The 17,381-nt window shown below is 59.1% G+C and carries 17 protein-coding genes and 3 pseudogenes; 16 read left to right on the top strand and 4 right to left on the bottom strand.

All coding sequences use genetic code 11. The annotated features are described in order from the left end of the window. The coding region (locus EN879_RS04970; protein WP_164774317.1) for an MFS transporter at positions 1-771 on the top strand (771 nt) is incomplete at its 5' end. 261 nt (positions 772-1,032) lie between these two features. On the opposite strand, the pseudogene EN879_RS04965 reads toward EN879_RS04970, so the two are convergent. After that, positions 1,033-2,064: pseudogene (locus tag EN879_RS04965) on the bottom strand (ChuX/HutX family heme-like substrate-binding protein); the annotation flags it as partial. A gap of 51 nt (positions 2,065-2,115) precedes the next feature. Continuing rightward, entirely contained in the window at positions 2,116-2,439 is a 324-nt protein-coding gene (locus tag EN879_RS04960) for a hypothetical protein (protein WP_126066777.1), read from the bottom strand. Positions 2,440-2,649: 210 nt separating this feature from the next. Here EN879_RS04960 and EN879_RS04955 point away from each other — a divergent pair, with 210 nt between their 5' ends. From EN879_RS04955 to EN879_RS04885, 14 genes and pseudogenes are all read left to right on the top strand, one after another. Continuing rightward, positions 2,650-2,970 carry an iron-sulfur cluster assembly accessory protein gene (locus EN879_RS04955; protein ID WP_029356570.1) on the top strand — a complete coding sequence of 107 codons (321 nt, stop codon included), beginning with the start codon at positions 2,650-2,652 and terminating at the stop codon, positions 2,968-2,970. Positions 2,971-3,317: 347 nt separating this feature from the next. Next, on the top strand, positions 3,318-4,529 hold the full coding sequence (gene nifS / locus EN879_RS04950; RefSeq protein ID WP_063169388.1) for a cysteine desulfurase NifS: 1,212 nt from the start codon (positions 3,318-3,320) through the stop codon (positions 4,527-4,529). 179 nt (positions 4,530-4,708) lie between these two features. Further along, positions 4,709-5,086 (top strand): nitrogenase stabilizing/protective protein NifW, encoded by a 378-nt coding sequence (gene nifW, locus EN879_RS04945; protein WP_063169389.1) that lies wholly within the window; start codon positions 4,709-4,711, stop codon positions 5,084-5,086. Between the two features lie 188 nt (positions 5,087-5,274). Further along, positions 5,275-6,126 (top strand): electron transfer flavoprotein subunit beta/FixA family protein, encoded by an 852-nt coding sequence (locus EN879_RS04940; protein ID WP_063169390.1) that lies wholly within the window; start codon positions 5,275-5,277, stop codon positions 6,124-6,126. 16 nt (positions 6,127-6,142) lie between these two features. Then, a complete protein-coding gene (locus EN879_RS04935) occupies positions 6,143-7,252 on the top strand; it encodes an electron transfer flavoprotein subunit alpha/FixB family protein (protein WP_024505237.1) in 1,110 nt (369 codons plus the stop codon). Between the two features lie 10 nt (positions 7,253-7,262). Beyond that, positions 7,263-8,567 carry an FAD-binding protein gene (locus EN879_RS04930; protein ID WP_063169391.1) on the top strand — a complete coding sequence of 435 codons (1,305 nt, stop codon included), beginning with the start codon at positions 7,263-7,265 and terminating at the stop codon, positions 8,565-8,567. 12 nt (positions 8,568-8,579) lie between these two features. Beyond that, a complete protein-coding gene (locus tag EN879_RS04925) occupies positions 8,580-8,879 on the top strand; it encodes a ferredoxin family protein (protein ID WP_024505235.1) in 300 nt (99 codons plus the stop codon). 255 nt (positions 8,880-9,134) lie between these two features. Next, positions 9,135-9,851 (top strand): alpha/beta fold hydrolase, encoded by a 717-nt coding sequence (locus tag EN879_RS04920; protein WP_063169392.1) that lies wholly within the window; start codon positions 9,135-9,137, stop codon positions 9,849-9,851. A 691-nt stretch (positions 9,852-10,542) separates the two neighbouring features. After that, positions 10,543-10,629: pseudogene (locus EN879_RS04910) on the top strand (helix-turn-helix domain-containing protein); the annotation flags it as partial. 273 nt (positions 10,630-10,902) lie between these two features. Then, positions 10,903-12,384 (top strand): nitrogenase cofactor biosynthesis protein NifB, encoded by a 1,482-nt coding sequence (gene nifB / locus EN879_RS04905; protein ID WP_063169393.1) that lies wholly within the window; start codon positions 10,903-10,905, stop codon positions 12,382-12,384. Positions 12,385-12,413: 29 nt separating this feature from the next. Continuing rightward, the gene (locus EN879_RS04900; protein ID WP_024505232.1) at positions 12,414-12,608 is read left to right on the top strand and encodes a 4Fe-4S binding protein; all 195 of its coding nucleotides are present in this window, start codon (positions 12,414-12,416) and stop codon (positions 12,606-12,608) included. An 85-nt stretch (positions 12,609-12,693) separates the two neighbouring features. Beyond that, a complete protein-coding gene (locus EN879_RS04895; RefSeq protein WP_024505231.1) occupies positions 12,694-13,014 on the top strand; it encodes a nitrogen fixation protein NifZ in 321 nt (106 codons plus the stop codon). Beyond that, positions 13,011-13,223 (top strand): putative nitrogen fixation protein NifT, encoded by a 213-nt coding sequence (gene nifT / locus EN879_RS04890; protein WP_024505230.1) that lies wholly within the window; start codon positions 13,011-13,013, stop codon positions 13,221-13,223. The genes EN879_RS04895 and nifT overlap by 4 nt, the downstream gene beginning before the upstream one ends. A 34-nt stretch (positions 13,224-13,257) precedes the next feature. Then, a complete protein-coding gene (locus tag EN879_RS04885) occupies positions 13,258-14,151 on the top strand; it encodes an SIR2 family protein (RefSeq protein ID WP_024505229.1) in 894 nt (297 codons plus the stop codon). Positions 14,152-14,458: 307 nt separating this feature from the next. On the opposite strand, the gene EN879_RS04880 is transcribed toward EN879_RS04885, so the two are convergent. Then, positions 14,459-15,025: a sugar O-acetyltransferase gene (locus EN879_RS04880; RefSeq protein WP_024505228.1), complete on the bottom strand. Its 567-nt coding sequence runs from the start codon at positions 15,023-15,025 to the stop codon at positions 14,459-14,461. Between the two features lie 464 nt (positions 15,026-15,489). Further along, a pseudogene (nifA, locus tag EN879_RS04875) lies at positions 15,490-16,533 on the bottom strand (nif-specific transcriptional activator NifA); the annotation flags it as partial. A 62-nt stretch (positions 16,534-16,595) separates the two neighbouring features. On the opposite strand from nifA, the gene EN879_RS04870 reads away from it, so the two are divergent. Then, on the top strand, positions 16,596-17,048 hold the full coding sequence (locus tag EN879_RS04870; protein WP_127262932.1) for a hypothetical protein: 453 nt from the start codon (positions 16,596-16,598) through the stop codon (positions 17,046-17,048). Positions 17,049-17,381 lie beyond the last annotated feature (333 nt).

Here is a 17,381-nt window from a genome sequence, read left to right as displayed (position 1 = left end):
ATGCCGCGCGCCATGTCGGTCATCCTCGCCGGCGTGTCTGTCGCCTCCGTCTGCGCGGCTCCAATCGGCGCTTATGTCGGTGACATTTGGGGATGGCGAGCCTCGTTCAAGGTCGCCGCAATCGTGAGTGCCGTTGCGCTGCTCGTGCAACTCGTAACCATTCCGCCACTGCCTCCGATCGAAGTGCGCAGATTCCGCAGTCCGCTGGATGTCGCGAAGAATCCGGCGATGAAGGTTGCGGTGCTAGTCGTGCTATTGGTCGCTTCCGGCCATTTTGCCAGCTTCGCCTACATCCGCGCCTTTCTCGAGAGCGTTCCTGCGCTCGACAAGAAGTCAATCCCGCTCGTGTTCCTTGCTTTTGGCACGGCCGGCGTCTTCGGCAATTTAGCCGGCGCATTCCTCACCAAACACAGTCTCAAGGCGGTCGCGGCCCTGCCGCCCCTGCTCATTGCCGTAGCCGCTGTCTCGCTCCTGACCATGAGAGCATCGGCCTTGACCTCGGCAATTGCAGTTGCCGTATGGGGCTTTGCTTTTGGCGCGGTCCCGGTCGGATTGCAGACATGGATGGTGCTACGCGCCGCTCCGAAACAGGCCGAGAGCGCTGGTGTACTGATGGTCATAACCTTCCAAGTGGCCATCGCAGCCGGCACAACTTGCGGTGGCCTATTGGTGGATCACACGGGTATTGCCAGTGTCTTTGTCTACAGCGCGGTTGCCACGTTCCTCGCTGTCTTGACAGTATTTTTGCTCGGCCCGAACCGCAAAACCTGACCGCCTGGTGGGGAGTGACGGTCGGCGGCGTTCACGCTATTGTCACCTCTGAGCTCGGCCCAAAGGCCGCGGCTTCGTCGTAACCATGCGGTCGATGGGGCAGCGCCAAATTGCTTCCTGCTCATCGCGTTGCGATAATACAGCGCGCTTATTGCGTCATCGTGTCCCCGGTCTCGGCTTCAATGCCCGGCTACTGGCTGCGGAGGCAGATGGGCGCCGGCGTCCCACCGACGACGATCGGTCTTTTCTCATGTAGCTGTCGGGGAAACGAGGCAGGTTTTCCGCCAGAACCCGCCAGTCGTCGCGCTCGCGTTCGCCTTCCTTGCGCGCACCGAACAACTGGATGATGATCTTGCCGTCGGACCCATATGCTTCGAGCGAGGTGACGTGACTGTCATTGGTCGGCTTGCGCACGGCCCAAACCTCACGGATTTGGTGGGTCCTGAGATGCAGCCGGAACGTTTCGTCCAGCACATGGATGCACGGCCCGATCTGCTTGACCGACTTGATTAAGCCGGAATGGGTCTGGATAGAACCTCGGTTGCCGACGAAGCACATGATCGGCAATTCGTCTTCGGCCGCACGCTGGAGCACGGCGCCAACTGCGGCATTGTCGAGCAGCCAAGCGTAATCCTGGCCGACCATGCGCAAAGCCTGGCAGCGGCTGAGCTTGAGCGTCTTTAGAAGGTTGACGTCAGTCAGCCGGCTCCAGTACTCGCGTAGGTCGTCCACCGTGCCGGCCCAGTCCGCAGTCCTCGCGCCCAGGTCGGCTACTCTCGCCTTAAGCGACATGGTCGGCTCCTGGTTGGCGGATACGAGCTCGGCCACCAGCTTTCGATAGGCATGAAGGTTGGAGACCGGCCTGAGATGCACCTTATGCACTGCTGCGCCGGCGGCGTCGAAGAATTGCAAACTGCGCTGGATTCCGCCGCGATGGCGCCTTTCAACAGCGAAACCATACCTCCAAGCCTGCGGGAAGACGCGAAGGTCGAATTCGTCACCAAGGACCATGGCGTGATTGTTGCCGGTTATCACTCTGTTGAAGACGCCAATCTTTTCGTGCACGGCACCTTGATTGCGGGTCAGCGCCGTCACTTCGCCCACGAATTCGAGGCCCGTCAGAAGGTGATTGACGCGCGGGTCGATGCGTGCCGCGCCGAAACCGCAATGGGCCGCGACCAGTTCCGCTTCCGAAATGGCCAATTGGGCGGCGAAATCACGCGCGGGAATGTTCGGACAGACTTCCCACGCACGCCGGATTTCGTTGGGCGACCGCTTCTTGCGCTGATCCATGTTTTTACCCCTGCCCCGTTCTTCTTTTGACGATCGATCGAAAAACGGGCCTCAGGGATGTGCACGGCGGACGCGATCGATCGTCAGGCACATGCCAGTCGAATCCTGTCTCCGGGCGGTCAGCGGCCAATCGCCGGTAGCGAGCGATTGTTGGGTGGTCGGCGCCAATCGGCCGATCGAGCATTCGGGTACCACCGGCGGTGCTGCTTTCCCACCAAGGCGGGTCTGATGGATCATATTGCTTTCCTTCGTTCTTCGATTGCGAGGGCAACCCAAAGGTGAATCGGCCGGCAATTTTGCCGCCGCAACGAAGGCTTCACAAAAATCGTGCCAGTTGCTCCGCGGCAAGCTCTGAACATCTTTGGCTCTGTTCATTGCTTTACGCGTGAGTGCATCGCGAACTCAGGCGCCCTTCCTGTGACGCGGACGCGACAAACCCGACAGTAAGTGTCGGTTGTCGGACGTCTCCCCAGCAATCGAGCATAAGAGACGTCGGGATGTCCTACGGTTTTTGACACGTCTTCCCTTTGGCACGGTCCATGCGAGATGATCCACGAAAACGCCGGACCGAGGAGAAATCGAGCCATGATTACGCTCACCGACAACGCTGTTGCCGCCATCAAGGCCGCTCTTTACCGCGCCAGCGAGCCGGCGGAAGGATTTCGCATCATGGTCCATGCCGGCGGCTGCGCCGGCTTCCAATACTCAATGGGCCTGGAGAGCGTCTCACGTGAGGGCGATGCGATCATCGAGCGAGATGGGCTCAAGGTGTTCATGGATAGAGGCTCCCAACCCCATGCCGCCGGCATGACCGTGGACTTCGTCACTGGGCTCGAAACATCCGGCTTTGTTTTCGATAACCCCAATGCGCGTGAGACGTGCGGCTGCGGCAAGTCCTGCAAATGATTGCGAGGGAACAGGCTATGTTCGACTATAGCGACGCCAAGGAATACTGCGTCGAACCGGTAACCGCCGGCGCTCTGGAACCGGCCGACACGCACTGTCGGCCCGGAACAATTGCGTTCGGTGATGCACCAAATCGCGATCATCGATCGTTGCCGTGGGCAAGCAAACAAAATTGCCCGAAACAGCTGAATTCCCGGCGGATGCCGCCACCAAAGGGCAATGTCGACAGCGACCGGTCAGCCAAGCCATCGCTCCCCCGGCCGCCCACCTTACCAGATACGATATGCGCCAGAGGTTCAATGGCCCGACTACCCTTGAATCATTTCAGCAGTTGAAGGATCACTCCCATGAACCCTGTCTATCTCGACAACAACGCAACGACGCGGGTTGATCCTGCAGTCGTTGGAGCGATGTTGCCTTTCTTTACGGAGCAATTTGGCAATCATTCGTCCATGCACGCCTATGGCGCATCGGTTGCTGAAGCCGTGAGAAAGGCGAGGCAACAGTTGCAAGCCCTCATCGGCGCGGGATTCGAGGACGAGATCATCTTCACCTCGGGCGGGACTGAAAGCGACAGTACAGCCATCCTTTCGGCGCTGGAGGTGATGCCCGACCGAACGGAAATAGTGACTTCCGCGGTTGAACATCCGGCCGTTCTGAAGTTGTGCGCGCACCTTGAGAAGACGCGCGGCGTCAAGGTGCACATTATCCCAGTCGATCACTACGGCCGGCTCGACCTGGACGCCTACAGAACCGCCCTCACCCCACAAGTGGCAATCGTCTCGATAATGTGGGCGAACAATGAGACCGGTACGATCTTTCCCGTGGTTAAGCTTGCCGATCTAGCCAGGGAAGTCGGCGCGCTTTTCCACACTGATGCAGTGCAGGCGGTCGGAAGGCTTCCGATTGAGCTGAAATCGACCGCGATCGACATGCTGTCGCTCTCCGCCCACAAGCTGCATGGTCCAAAGGGGATAGGCGCGCTTTATGTAAGACGTGGCGTGCGCTTCTCCTCCATGATCAAGGGTGGGCACCAAGAGCGCGACCGGCGTGCAGGCACTGAAAACACACCCGGCATAGTCGGACTGGGCATGGCGGCCGAACTCGCCTTGAAATTCATGGACGAGACAAAACGAATAAAATGGTTGCGCGACCGCCTTGAGAACGGGATCATCCAGCGCATCCCAAACACATCCATCAACGGCGATCCGCAAGAGCGATTGCCAAACACTGCAAACATTGGATTCGAAGGTATCGAAGGCGATGCAATTCCAATTGTCCTGAGCCGGCTGGGAATCGCCTGTTCCGCCGGGTCCGCCTGTGCCTCTGGCTCACTGGAACCGAGCCATGTTCTGATCGCTATGAACGCGGCATGTGGGGCAGTCCGCTTCTCCTTGTCGCGTGACAACGGCGAAGATGACGTAGACCGCGTGCTTGAGGTCCTGCCTGCGATCACCGAGAAGCTACGGGCCGTTCCCAGTGCTGGACTGTGCGGGCGAGGTGCAGAACAGCTTCATTCCGGCCCGGGTCCGAGCGGCACAATAGCCGACGAGCCGTGAGGTCTTCCTCAACGTGACGACCCTGCGCAAGGAGAGCAGTTAAACTCGGGGTCGCCTTCACCACTTCAGAAAAGCTTGAGATCGCCAAGTCTCTTGCCCAGCCGCCGTGCCAGAGGTCGGCACGCCGTCAGCAATGTCACCAATGCATCGACACCACAATTTCGCGCCGGGAGAATACAATGAACTGCTCCGCTGATAGCCGCCCGATCGATCGCACCGATATCCTAGCGCGACTGAAGGGCCTGTCGGCCGCGGAGGACTTCTTCGCCTGCCTTGACGTCTCCTACGACCCGAAAGTGATGAATGTCTCGCGGCTCCATATCATGAAGCGCGTGGGCCAATACCTTGCCGAAGAAGATTTCTCCGGTCTGCCTAACCAGGTAATCGCCGCGCGGGTGCGCGCCAAGCTGGAACGCGCCTACGAAGATTTCGCGACTTCCTCGCCGCTCACGCAACGTGTGTTCAAGGTGCTAAGGGACCACGATCCAAACATATGTCCCGCACCTGGCCGCGCCTTCGTCCCGCTCGACTCTGCACTGAAGCGGTTCGGAAAGTAATGAGCCCGACACGGCTGCGACGCGACAATGTCGAGAAGTCGACAAATCCAGTCCTCATGACGCCTCCTCGGAAGCAAACGAAGCCACCTTCTGGAATAGAGGCAGGAAGACGACTTGGCATGAACGATGCAGGCAATGAGGTGAACCGCCAAGCACGAATCCGGACTGGGAGCTTAGAGAAACCGCCAATGCATATCGTAGTCTGCATCAAGCAGGTGCCGGATTCGGCACAGATCCGCGTGCACCCGGTGACGAACACGATCATGCGTCAGGGTGTTCCGACCATCATCAATCCTTACGACCTGTTCGCCCTCGAAGAAGCGCTCAAACTGCGCGACGTTCATGGTGGCGAGGTTACTGTGCTCACAATGGGTCCGCCCATGGCGGAGGACTCGCTGCGAAAGGCGCTCGGTTACGGTGCTGACCGAGCAGTTCTCTTGACGGACCGCTATTTTGCCGGATCCGATACGCTGGCGACTTCCTTTGCTCTTTCGCAAGCAATCGCAAAAATTGGGGAGACTTTCGGCAGGCCGGACATCGTCTTCACCGGCAAGCAGACGATTGACGGCGATACCGCCCAGGTCGGACCGGGCATAGCCAAGCGCCTAGATTTATCGCAACTTACCTATGTCGCGAAGATTGCCTCCATCGATCTCGATACGCGAGAGATCGAAGTCGCTCGTCGCGCCGAAGGCGGCACCCAGTTGCTGAAGAGCAGACTCCCTTGCCTCATTACCATGCTGGAAGACACCAACGAAATCCGCCGGGGCTCGCTCCAGCAGGCTCTGTGCGCGGCGCGCAGCCAAGTCGTGAAGTGGACTGCAGCCGACGCCGGCATTGACGATCTCACCCGGTGCGGTCTGCGTGGCTCGCCTACAGTCGTCAAGCGTGTTTTCGCCCCCACCGCACGGGCAGAAAGGGCGGCGCAGATCGACACCGCGGAAAGGGGCTTGCAGGACATAGCCGATGAACTCATCGCCGATATCTTAACCCGCCGGCCGGCGCTGGAACATGAGCTGGCCTTCAACAGCGGCACGTGACGGCCAGGAGCAGAAAATGTCGACCGCAAGCCAAACTACCCCTCGCATTGCCCCCGGCCGTGCCGGTGTAAAGAAAGAACTTCCCGACCGTTTCAAAGACTACCGGCACGTGTGGGTCTTCCTCGAGCTCGAACGCGGCAATGTGCATCCTGTATCATTCGAACTGCTGGGCGAAGGCCGCAAATTAGCCGACAAGCTTGAAGTCCAGCTCGCGGGCGTCGTGCTGGGACCGCCGGGCGAGATGGTCGAGGACGCTGTTGCCGAGGCCTTCGCTTACGGGGCGGATCTTGTCTACATCGTCGATGCGCCGCCGCTCGCCGACTACCGGAACGAGCCGTTCGCCAAGGCGCTCACGGATCTGGTCAATACCCATAAACCCGAAATCCTCCTTCTCGGCGCGACCACACTGGGCAGGGATCTTGCAGGCTCGGTAGCGACGACCCTGCAGACGGGGCTCACGGCCGACTGCACCGAACTTGATGTAGATTCCGACGGTTCACTCGCCGCGACCCGTCCGACTTTTGGTGGCTCATTGTTGTGTACGATCTATACACTAAATTACCGGCCGCAAATGGCGACGGTGCGACCAAGGGTCATGCCTATGCCGCAACGGGTGGATAAGCCGGTCGGGCGTGTCATGCGGCACAAGCTGTCGCTCGTTGAGGACGATATCGTCACCAAAGTCCTCGGCTTCCTACCGGATAACCAGTCGGCAATGGCAAATCTTGCCTATGCGGATGTCGTGGTTGCGGGAGGCCTCGGTCTCGGAGCGGCGGAGAACCTTCAGCTTGTGAAGAATCTTGCCCGAGCGATCGGCGCCGAGCATGGCTGTTCGCGCCCCTTGGTCCAGAAGGGCTGGATGCCGGCTGATCGACAGATTGGACAAACTGGCAAGACCATTCGACCGAAGCTTTACATCGCGGCCGGAATTTCCGGCGCCATCCAGCACCGAGTTGGGGTCGAGGGGGCCGATCTCATCGTCGCGATCAACACCGATCCGAACGCGCCGATTTTCGAGTTCGCCCACCTCGGGATCGTCACGGATGCAATCCGCTTCCTGCCCGCACTGACGGAAGCCTTCACCCGGCGGCTGTCGCCGCACAGTCGAGACAAGCTTGCGAGTTGAGGGAGAGGACATGATTGAACAATTCGATGCCATTGTGGTCGGAGCCGGCATGTCTGGAAACGCAGCTGCTTACACTTTGGCAAGCCAGGGGCTGAAGGTCCTGCAGTTGGAGCGCGGGGAATATCCGGGCTCTAAGAACGTCCAGGGTGCCATAATGTACGCGAACATGCTGGAGAAGATCATCCCGGACTTCCGGGATGATGCGCCCCTCGAGCGGCACCTGGTCGAACAGCGACTTTGGGTGATGGACGACACGTCTCACACCGGAATTCATTACCGGTCGGACGACTTCAATGAGGCGAAACCCAACCGCTACACGATCATCCGCGCCCAGTTCGACAAATGGTTTTCCCGCAAGGTGCGCGAGGCTGGCGCGACGGTCCTGTGTGAGACGACCGCGACGGAACTCGTCCGTGATGGCAATGGCAAGGTGATCGGCGTCCGCACAGACCGGGCTGGCGGAGTGGTCTTCGCGAATGTGGTCGTTCTCGCAGAAGGGGTGTCGGGATTGCTTGGCACTCGCGCAGGCCTGCGCGAGATGCCGAAGCCGGAGACCGTGGCGATTGCCGTCAAGGAAATGCATTTCTTGCCCGAAGAGGTCATTGGCCAGCGGTTCGGGGTGAAGGGCGATGAAGGCTGCGTAATCGAGGCCGTGGGCACGATCTCTCGCAGCATGGCCGGGCTCGGCTTCCTTTACACCAATAAGGAGTCGATTTCACTCGGCATCGGCTGCCTGGTCTCGGATTTCGCCGCGACGATGGAGAGCCCGTCCGCCCTCCTGGATGCGATGAAAAACCATCCTTCGATCCGGCCGCTGATCGCTGGCTCGGAGGTGAAAGAATATGCCGCCCATCTTATCCCCGAAGGTGGTTACAGGGCCATTCCGCAGCTATTCGGCGACGGTTGGGTCATCGTCGGCGACGCAGCGCAACTGAACAATGCCATTCACCGTGAGGGTTCGAACCTTGCCATGACCTCGGGTCGTGTCGCGGCTGAGGCGATCATCAAAGTCAAAAGCCGCAACGGTCCTATGACCAAAGCGAACCTTGCGCTCTACAAGACGATGCTGGATGACTCCTTTGTGATCAAGGATCTTAAGAAATACAAGGACATGCCAGCCTTACTCCACACCAATTCCAGCAACTTTTTTGACAGCTATCCGCGGTTGATGTCGCATGCCGCTCAGACCTTCATGCGTGTCGACGGCACGCCGAAGATCGAGAAGGAAAAGAACACCACGGCCGCCTTCATCAACGCGCGCTCGCGCTGGGGGTTGGTCAGCGACGCGGTCCGCCTGGCATTGGCATGGCGCTGAAGAGGGTACAAGATGACGATCGCAGTGACGAAGGTTCGTGTCGAGGACAAACTTTACCAGAACCGCTATCTGGTCGATTCCGGCCGCCCCCATATCATAGTGCGACCGCACGACAAGCCAAGCGCGAACTTGCTTGCGTTGACCTACGTCTGTCCGGCGAAATGCTATGAGTTGAATGACAAGGGTCAAGTCGAGATCACCGCCGACGGCTGCATGGAATGCGGCACCTGCCGGATATTGTGCGAGAAAGGCGGCGACATCGAGTGGAACTATCCGCGCGGCGGCTTTGGTGTCCTGTTCAAGTTCGGATGATCAGCCGGTGCCAAGAGCATGCCGGCAGCGAGCAACTGCGGCACACCATGAGCCTCTCCATCCACTTGCAAAGAGCTAGTGAATATTGGGTTTCGCAATTCAAGTTTCCTCGACTTGGTAGGGGTATCCTCAGGCCACGGGGCGCCTGTGCCGGACTTACCACCGGTAACGTGGTCGAGCCCCTTTGGACAATGTCCGGCCATCGTGCCGGATGGCAGCCACAACGGCCGGTGAGCAAATGGAACGGCACAATCCATGATAAAGACGTATGTGCTAGTGCATGGTGCCTGGCATGGCGGATGGTGTTGGCGGGACGTCGCCGCCAATCTTCGCAAGATGGGATGCCACGTGACCACGCCTACCCAGACAGGTGTCGGCGAACGCGCACGTTTGCTGTGCAAGGACATCACGCCCGACACATTCGTGACCGACATCGTCAACCACATTGTAACGGAAGAGCTGAGCGATGTGATCCTTGTCGGTCACAGTCTAGGCGGCATCAGCATCACCGGCGCCGCCGACCGGATACCCGACCATATCAGCCATCTCGTTTATCTCGACGGCGCCATCGTCGAGAGCGGTCAAAGTGTATTCAGCACCATGCCCCCCGACATCGTCGCCGCCCGTCGAAAATTGGTTGCGGAGGAAGGACGGGGTATCTTCATGCCGACTCCGCCGCCAACAGCATTCGGCACTCCCGAGGGACACTCGCTCACGGACTGGGTGCGGCGCCGGATAACACCGCATCCGGCAGGCACCTACGAAAGCGGACTTAAGCTCGAGCACCCGCTCGGCAACGGCAGACCCCGAACCTATGTCGTCTGCACTAATCCACTCCACCCGCCGATGGCGGGAGCGCGAGAATGGGTCGCGAAGCAGGATGGCTGGGCGTGGCAGGAACTCGCCACTGGCCACGACGCAATGATCCTCGCGCCGACGGAAGTTGCTCTCCTTCTTAGCGCTGTCGGCTGAGGAACCAAGTAGGGGGAGCGGCGGCCGATTCTCAGGCCGTGGCCTTGAGCTCTGGTGCAAGGATGTAGGCCCAACGGGTCGTTCCGGTGGCGCCACCGAAACCACTAGGCGGGAGTGGCCTGTCCTGCCGACGTCGCAAGCTTGCGAGCGTTCCGCCGCGGCCGCAGCCCGTAGCGCCGGGCAACCTCCGAGATCACCGCGTCGGCTCCAGGGTCTCGGAGATGACTCCGTGCCTTGTCGTCCATCGACCAATGCCGCCGACCAACAGCGCCGTTGATCACCCTCGAAAACGCCGAGGCTGCCGCTCAGGGTCAATCGTAAGTTCAAGTTCAGACACAAGCCGATCTCCGATCCACCTCAGAATCGGCAGGCCCACAGATCGCGGGTCCTCCTGGAAGGACACAGCGCTTACCCTTGAAATATGGAGAACCATGGCTTTGCGCCGTCGGCAGTTGAGCTGATCTCGCAATGCTATTTCCCCGGCAACGTCCGCGAGCCGGAGAACTGCGTGCTTGGCGTTCTCCTCTGGAAGGAACCAATCTTTCGGAACGTGGCAATGTCATCGACGAGCTCTCACGGGCCAGCACGATGCCGGTTCGGCGCATCGGCGCCCGCCTGAACACGAGATGGCCACTTGCGATTCTAACGATACGGCCGGACGGGGGCTGGGACCGCGGCGGACGAAGCGTGACGGCTGATCGACACAATGGAGAAGGCCGGCTGGGTTCAGGCTAATGCGGCTCGAATTCTCGGCCTCAAGCTGCGACAAGTCGGCTAGGCGATACGCCGGCATAGTATCGAGGTGAAGGAACTTCTAAGAGCCTGATGAGCCAATCGTCAGGCCAGTGGTCTTGCGCGCCCTGTGCGCGACAAGGAGTGCTTCGTGCTTCTGAACGGATTTGGACTTGCACTGTCGCAAGCAGGACAAAATTGTGTCGCGCCGGCCTGACACAATGCGATATCGACCCGAATAGTGAACTGAAGCCGCTTTTTTCAGTTGGTATGGCTCTTGCACCTTGAACCGCGACGTTACCAGCAACGGAGCCGTTTGATGTCCTCACCGACAGTTTCGATTGAGGGGCCGACTAGCACGACATCCGAGGGTCTTCTGGCAGCCGCGAAATCCGGTGGCTGCGCATCGTCTTCCTACGGCTCGTCGCCGACCAGCCCGGGCGAAGAGGATCCGGCTATTTGGGAAAGGATCAAGGATCACCCCTGCTTTTCGGAGGAAGCGCATCATTATTTCGCGCGTATGCATGTGGCGGTCGCGCCGGCTTGCAATGTCCAGTGCAACTATTGCAATCGCAAATACGATTGCGCCAACGAGAGCCGGCCTGGTGTTGTGTCTGAGAAGTTGACGCCCGACCAAGCGCTACGCAAGGTCATCGCCGTTGCCAACAAAGTTCCGCAGCTTTCGGTTCTTGGCATCGCTGGGCCGGGGGATGCCTGTTACGATTGGGAGAAAACGAAGGCAACGTTCGACCGCGTCATCAGGGAAATCCCCGACATAAAGCTGTGCGTCTCCACTAATGGGCTCGTGCTGCCGGACCATGTCGCCGAGCTTGCCGAAATGAATGTTGATCACGTGACGATCACCATCAACATGGTCGACCCGGAAGTCGGCGCGAAGATCTATCCATGGATCTTTTATGAAAATCGCCGCTACTTCGGCATCGAAGCCGCTCGAATCTTGCACGCGCGGCAGATGCTGGGCCTGGAGATGCTGAGCGCGCGCGGCATCCTCACCAAAATCAACTCGGTGATGATTCCTGGAGTGAACGACCAGCACCTGTTTGAGGTGAACAAAATGGTCAGGGAGCGGGGCGCGTTTCTGCACAACGTGATGCCTCTGATTTCGGACCCGGCGCACGGTACCCACTACGGACTCATCGGGCAGCGCGGCCCAACGGCAACGGAGATGATGGCTCTTCAGGATCGACTTGAAGGTGGCGCCAAGTTGATGCGCCACTGCCGGCAGTGCCGGGCAGATGCTGTCGGCCTGCTCGGTGAAGATCGTGGCCAGGAATTCACGCTGGACGGTATTCCCGACGATGTCGCCTACGATGCTGGCAAGCGTCAGGCCTATCGGCAGGTGGTCGCACACGAGCGCCGTGATCATGAGGCGGCGAGGAGCGAGGCCATCGGTATGGTCAAGGCAACAGACTCCGAAAAGTCGCTTCTGGTTGCGGTGGCCACTAAGGGAGGTGGACGGGTCAACGAACACTTCGGCCACGCGAAGGAATTCCAGGTTTATGAAGTCTCGCCTAGAGGGATCAGCTTGGTCGGGCATCGGAAGGTCGAGCGGTATTGCCTCGGAGGCGGGGGCGAAGACGCCATCCTCGAGGGCGTCATCGCAGCGCTCGAAGGCATACACATAGTGCTATGCGCCAAGATCGGAAATCGCCCGAAGGAACAACTCTCGCGAGTTGGACTGCGCGTAACCGACGCCTATGGCCATGACTACATCGAGACCGCAGTCAGCGCACTTTACGCGGCAGAGTTTGGGATCAGACCACTAGCGGCGACGGCCTGAGCCGTCTCGTCCGATAACCAGGAGTTAGAATGGCTTTAAAGATCATCGCATCCCAATGTACCCAATGCGGGGCCTGCGAGTTCGAATGTCCTTCGGAAGCGATCAAGTTCAAGGGCGACGCCTATGTGATCGATCCAAACAAGTGCACCGAATGCAAGGAGGCCTTCGATACGCAGCAATGCGTGTCGGTCTGTCCGGTACCGAAAACCTGCGTTCCCGCTTGATTCCTACCGAAACGGTCGGGTTCGCCGCACGACGACGCCTGCAACCCGCGACCACAACAAAAGCCTCGAGAAAGGAATGGACAGCATGTGGTCCAGACGCGAACAGGAGGTCGAAATCGGCAGACCGCCACGGTTCATGCAGGGTGAGCGGGTCCGTGCGATACGCCACATAAAAAACGACGGCACCTATCCCGGCAAGGAGATCGGCGAAAACCTCGTGCGGAAGGGCGACGAAGGCTACGTGCGCGACATTGGAACCTTTCTCCAGCAATTCTTCATCTATGCGGTCGAATGGATCGATCGTGGCACGGTCGTCGGCATGCGAGCGCGCGAACTCATTAGCCTCGACAAAGTCGAGGTTCCCTGCGGAGCTGAAGGCATTTCCAACGGGGGAACAGCCGGATGAAAGTAATGATTCGCAGGACCGCTACTGGCTTGTCGGCTTATGTCCCCAAGAAGGATCTCGAAGAGCCGATCACCGAGATTGAGAACGCTGACTTATGGGGCGGGACCGTGACGCTCAGGAACGGTTGGCGGCTCATGCTGCCCGACCTTCCGCGCGACACGCGTTTGCCGATCACCGTCGAGGCGATGAAGATTTCCGACGGGGCCTGATGCCGGTGGGTTCAGTGGCGGAGAGGAAACGCGTATGAACACGATGCTGAGCTGGGACCATCTCGTCGTCGTCCGGGGCAGTTTTGCCAAAAAACTGATTGACCTGCTGAACGGCGCTCTCAAGGCCGATCGAGTGATCCCCTATCTCGGTCCTGGTCTTCTGCAGCTTAACCCACCGGAATCCCCTGTACCTTGCACCCCTGAAGATGTCGCCGCGGCCCTCAACAAGCGGGCGCCTGCCCCTTCCAGGATTCGCACCAATATGTGGTCGGTCGCGCAGTTTATCGAGCAGCGCCGACATCGTCGGACTCTCCAAGCGTGGATGGCGGAGATATTCGCAGCCCCCGCCGAGCCGACCGTTCTTCACGCCTGGCTCGCAACCCTTCAACTGTCTGTCATCATCGACAGCTGGTACGATGGCGCCATGCGAGCAGCCCTTGCAGAGGCCGGCCAAACAGACGTTGTCGAGATACAAGGAACGACGCGCGCGACCGGAATCGGTAACATCTGGACGAGAACTTACGATTTGTCAGGAACAGAACTCGAGGCCGAACAAGTGGCTAGGACGGTGCTCTATGCGCCGCACGGCAGCGTCAGGCCGGCGGCAAACTTCCTCGTGGCTGATTCCGATTACGTCGAAGTCCTAACCGAAATTGATATCCAGACGCCGATCCCGGACGCGGTGAAGCAACGGCGCGTCAACCGGGGTTTTTTCTTCGTGGGCTGCCGCTTCAACGATCAGATGCTGCGCACATATGCCAGACAGCTGATGAAGCGCTCCACTGGCCCACATTTTGCGGTGATCGATTCGGCTACGCTGACCAGAAACGAACGTCGTTTCCTTGCCGAAGGCGCAATCACGGTCATCGACATGCCGATCCGCAACGCCGCGGCTCGCCTCGTCGGGGTCGATGCTAGCCAGGATTAATGGCCGGCGATTGCTGGTGAGTCGCTGCTTGCCTCCAAGGGCGAAAACTCAGTTGGGAATACATTCGTGAGCAGTAATGCTAGTGGCAGCACAACGTAGGCTCTGAATTCGTTGGGCCATGTGAAAGGGTCCGCTGCTGCGGGACGTGAGCACGTTGCGGCGGCATTACGCACATGATCTTGTGACCCCCGTGGCAAAAGAACTGAAGCGCCCGAGTCGCGACAACATATGCAGCGCTCAATGGCTTCGACAAAAATTCGGCACAGTTTCGACAGTTCGCATGCACCTCCAGGGTCAACGAGGTTGATTATGCCTGTTTATGTGGGTCGGCCACGCGAGCAGGAATTCCCACTACCTTTGCCCCGGCGGGAACATCTCGTGTGACCACGCAGCCAGCGCCTACCACTGCATTATCACCAATCGTGACGCCAGGCAGAATGATTGCTCCACCGCCGATCCAGACACGGCTGCCAATGTGAACAGGACGCCCGACCTGCAGGCCGGCCTGCCGCTGCTCGGCATCATGTGGATGATCGGCGGTATAAATCTGCACAGCAGGCCCAATTGCCGTTCCTTGCCCGATTTTGACCTCTACCACGTCAAGAATAACGCAGTTGAAGTTGATGTAGGCATTGGCTCCAATGCGGATATTGAATCCGTAGTCGCAAAAAAAGGGCGGACGGATGACCGTTCCGCGCCCAACCTCTCCCAGCCGCTCGGACAAAAGCTCATGCCAATGCCCCGTGGTCTGCCCCAGCGTATCATTGTACCGCTTGAGCCAAGCCCCGGTTGCCAACAGGTCAGCTTGGATCTCCGGATCCGCCGCATTGTAAAACTCGCCTGCGAGCATCTTTTCTTTTTGGCTACGCATCATAGTCTCCCGTCAGGTCGTGTCCCGTACAGTGATGCAGGAACGCACATCAAACTGCCTCGGCAACTTTGTAACTCGATCTTGCCGGGCGCGCGGTCGGTCACGAGCCGGGGCGACAGTTTCGTCTCGACCAACTTCCAAGAATTTGGATATCGGAGATCAACCGGTCGCAGGGGCCAATACCTGACGAAGTCGGCAACTGTCCAGCGGTCGAACTCACTTTCATGCCCATCTCAGATTGCGTGATATCGAGCGGTAAGCCATCAGCTAATGTATCGACCAGGTCCCGCCAGAGGATTACTCCTTTTTAGTTTGTCAGTCGCAGAGCCCCAGTACGACTGGTGGTAGAAAGCACACGGCCGGAATCTTGGCAGCGCTGTTCACACCCACTTCGTAAGCCTGGCCGATGGGCTCGGCGCCAGAGCACCAATGCTTGACCTGCTCCAGCTCTTGCTCGGCGGGTTGTTTCAGAGACGCTTGATCTCGATACCGCGTTTTCTCAGCACGTAGCCGATCTGGCGCGGGGTCAAACCGAGCAGGCGCGCCGCCTTTGCCTGCACCCAGCCACACTTTTCCATGGCAGCAATGACCGTATCGGCATCGGGCACCCTACCACGAGTCGTGGCAGGGCCTATCGGCGCTTGCCCGTCGCCGACGGGCGGGGCGGCACAGGCGGCGGAAGGCTCGATCGTAGTCGACTTCTCTGACGTCGGCTGTCCGTTCTTCCACAGCGCCGCGGCCAAGCACTGATCCGCGTAACAGGCAAAGTCAGTTCTGAGGATTGATGGACCCGTCGCCAGAACTGCCGTCCGTTGAACGCAGTTTTCGAGCTCTCGGATGTTACCTGGAAATTCGCAGTTCATTAGCACCTCAATCGCTTCGGGAGCGAAGGTCAGCGTGTGATCATTCTCAGTATTGAAATTCTTGAGAAACTGAGCGGCCAAGAGCGGAATATCACCTCGCCTTTCGCGCAATGCCGGCACGCGTAAAGTGACGACGTTGATGCGATAATAGAGGTCTTGCCGGAACTCCTTGCGTTGAACTGCCGTTTCCAAGTCCCTGTTCGTTGCGGCAATCACGCGAACATCAACTTTAATGGTGTGGTTGCTGCCGACGCGCTCAAACTCCTGCTCCTGCAGGACACGCAGCAGCTTAGCCTGGAACGAACCTGATATTTCGCCAATCTCGTCCAGAAACAATGTGCCTTTGTCGGCAGCCTCAAAGCGCCCCTTGCGCAAACTGCTCGCGTCGGTGAAGGCACCCTTCTCATGACCGAACAAGTCAGATTCCAGAAGCGTCTCGGTGAGCGCCGCGCAATTGACCTTGATGAAGGGCTGCTTGGCGCGAGGCGAGAGCTCGTGAATGGCTTTGGCAACCAGCTCCTTGCCGGTTCCGGATTCACCTCGCAACAGGACCGTAGTCTTCGCCTTGGCCACCTTGACAAGGTGCTCACGCAGCTTGCGCAGCGCCTGACTATCGCCAAGCATCTCCTTGCTGATCTTTTTACGTTCCATTTGGCAGCCCATCCCACTCCGCCACCCGCCGGTAGAACTGCACTGGACGGTGAGCTGTGTTGTATTTCGCCATCATCATTCTCGATCTCACCTTTGTTGCTTCGAAATTTCCGGCGCGCGGACCCCCTCGGCAAATGGCAATGGCGCCTGAGCATCGTTGTCTTTCACCAGGACGAGCGTCTTCTCCTCCGTGCGGGCGCCCGCAATATGCGCGCTTGTTTGCGCAGGCCTTTACTCGACCGGTCGCCGTTCTGTCCGGCTTCTGCCGCACCGCAGCCTGCAAACCCATCCTTGACAAGAAAGGAGGGGAGTCAATCGAGCTCTCCTTGCATTCGTGCAAGGAAAATTGTCAGTTTGATAGAATTCTATCAAAACGGCAGAAACGCCCCGCCCCCAATTTGGCTGTACCTGCGGCGTTCAGCTTACGTGACGACATGTGCGGACTTGTCCCAATTGCCGTCCGAGTTGTGCGGGAAACAGTAGCCGCTGCGCTGTTCGCTTCAACCGCGTGATGCCGCTGACAGTAGAGGCGGCGGCTCGTCGAGCGAGGCTTCATTGTTCGGCTACTAAAGCGGCTGTGCTTTGGTGGGAGTTGGTTTCGCCCAAGTTCTGGGCCTGGGGGCGTCTAGCCCGTTTCGCCGCACAGGCTCCTCCCACATCGTCGAGGCCGAGAAGGAGGGACCCCACAGCCCTCCCTGTATCACAATGCCCCGCCCCTCAAGCAGCTAGATACGACAGGTGACCTCGAATGAGGCGTCTTGCATGGCTTCTACACCTGCCTGAATGCCAGAACTGCGTTCGTACCGCCCATGGCGAAGGCGTTGCTCATGGCGACGCGCACCTTG

Source organism: Mesorhizobium sp. M7A.F.Ca.AU.002.02.1.1 (assembly GCF_003998535.1).
GTDB lineage: Bacteria > Pseudomonadota > Alphaproteobacteria > Rhizobiales > Rhizobiaceae > Mesorhizobium > Mesorhizobium ciceri.
Note: the sequence above shows the minus strand (reverse complement) of the source record. Positions and strands in the feature narration are given on the sequence as shown.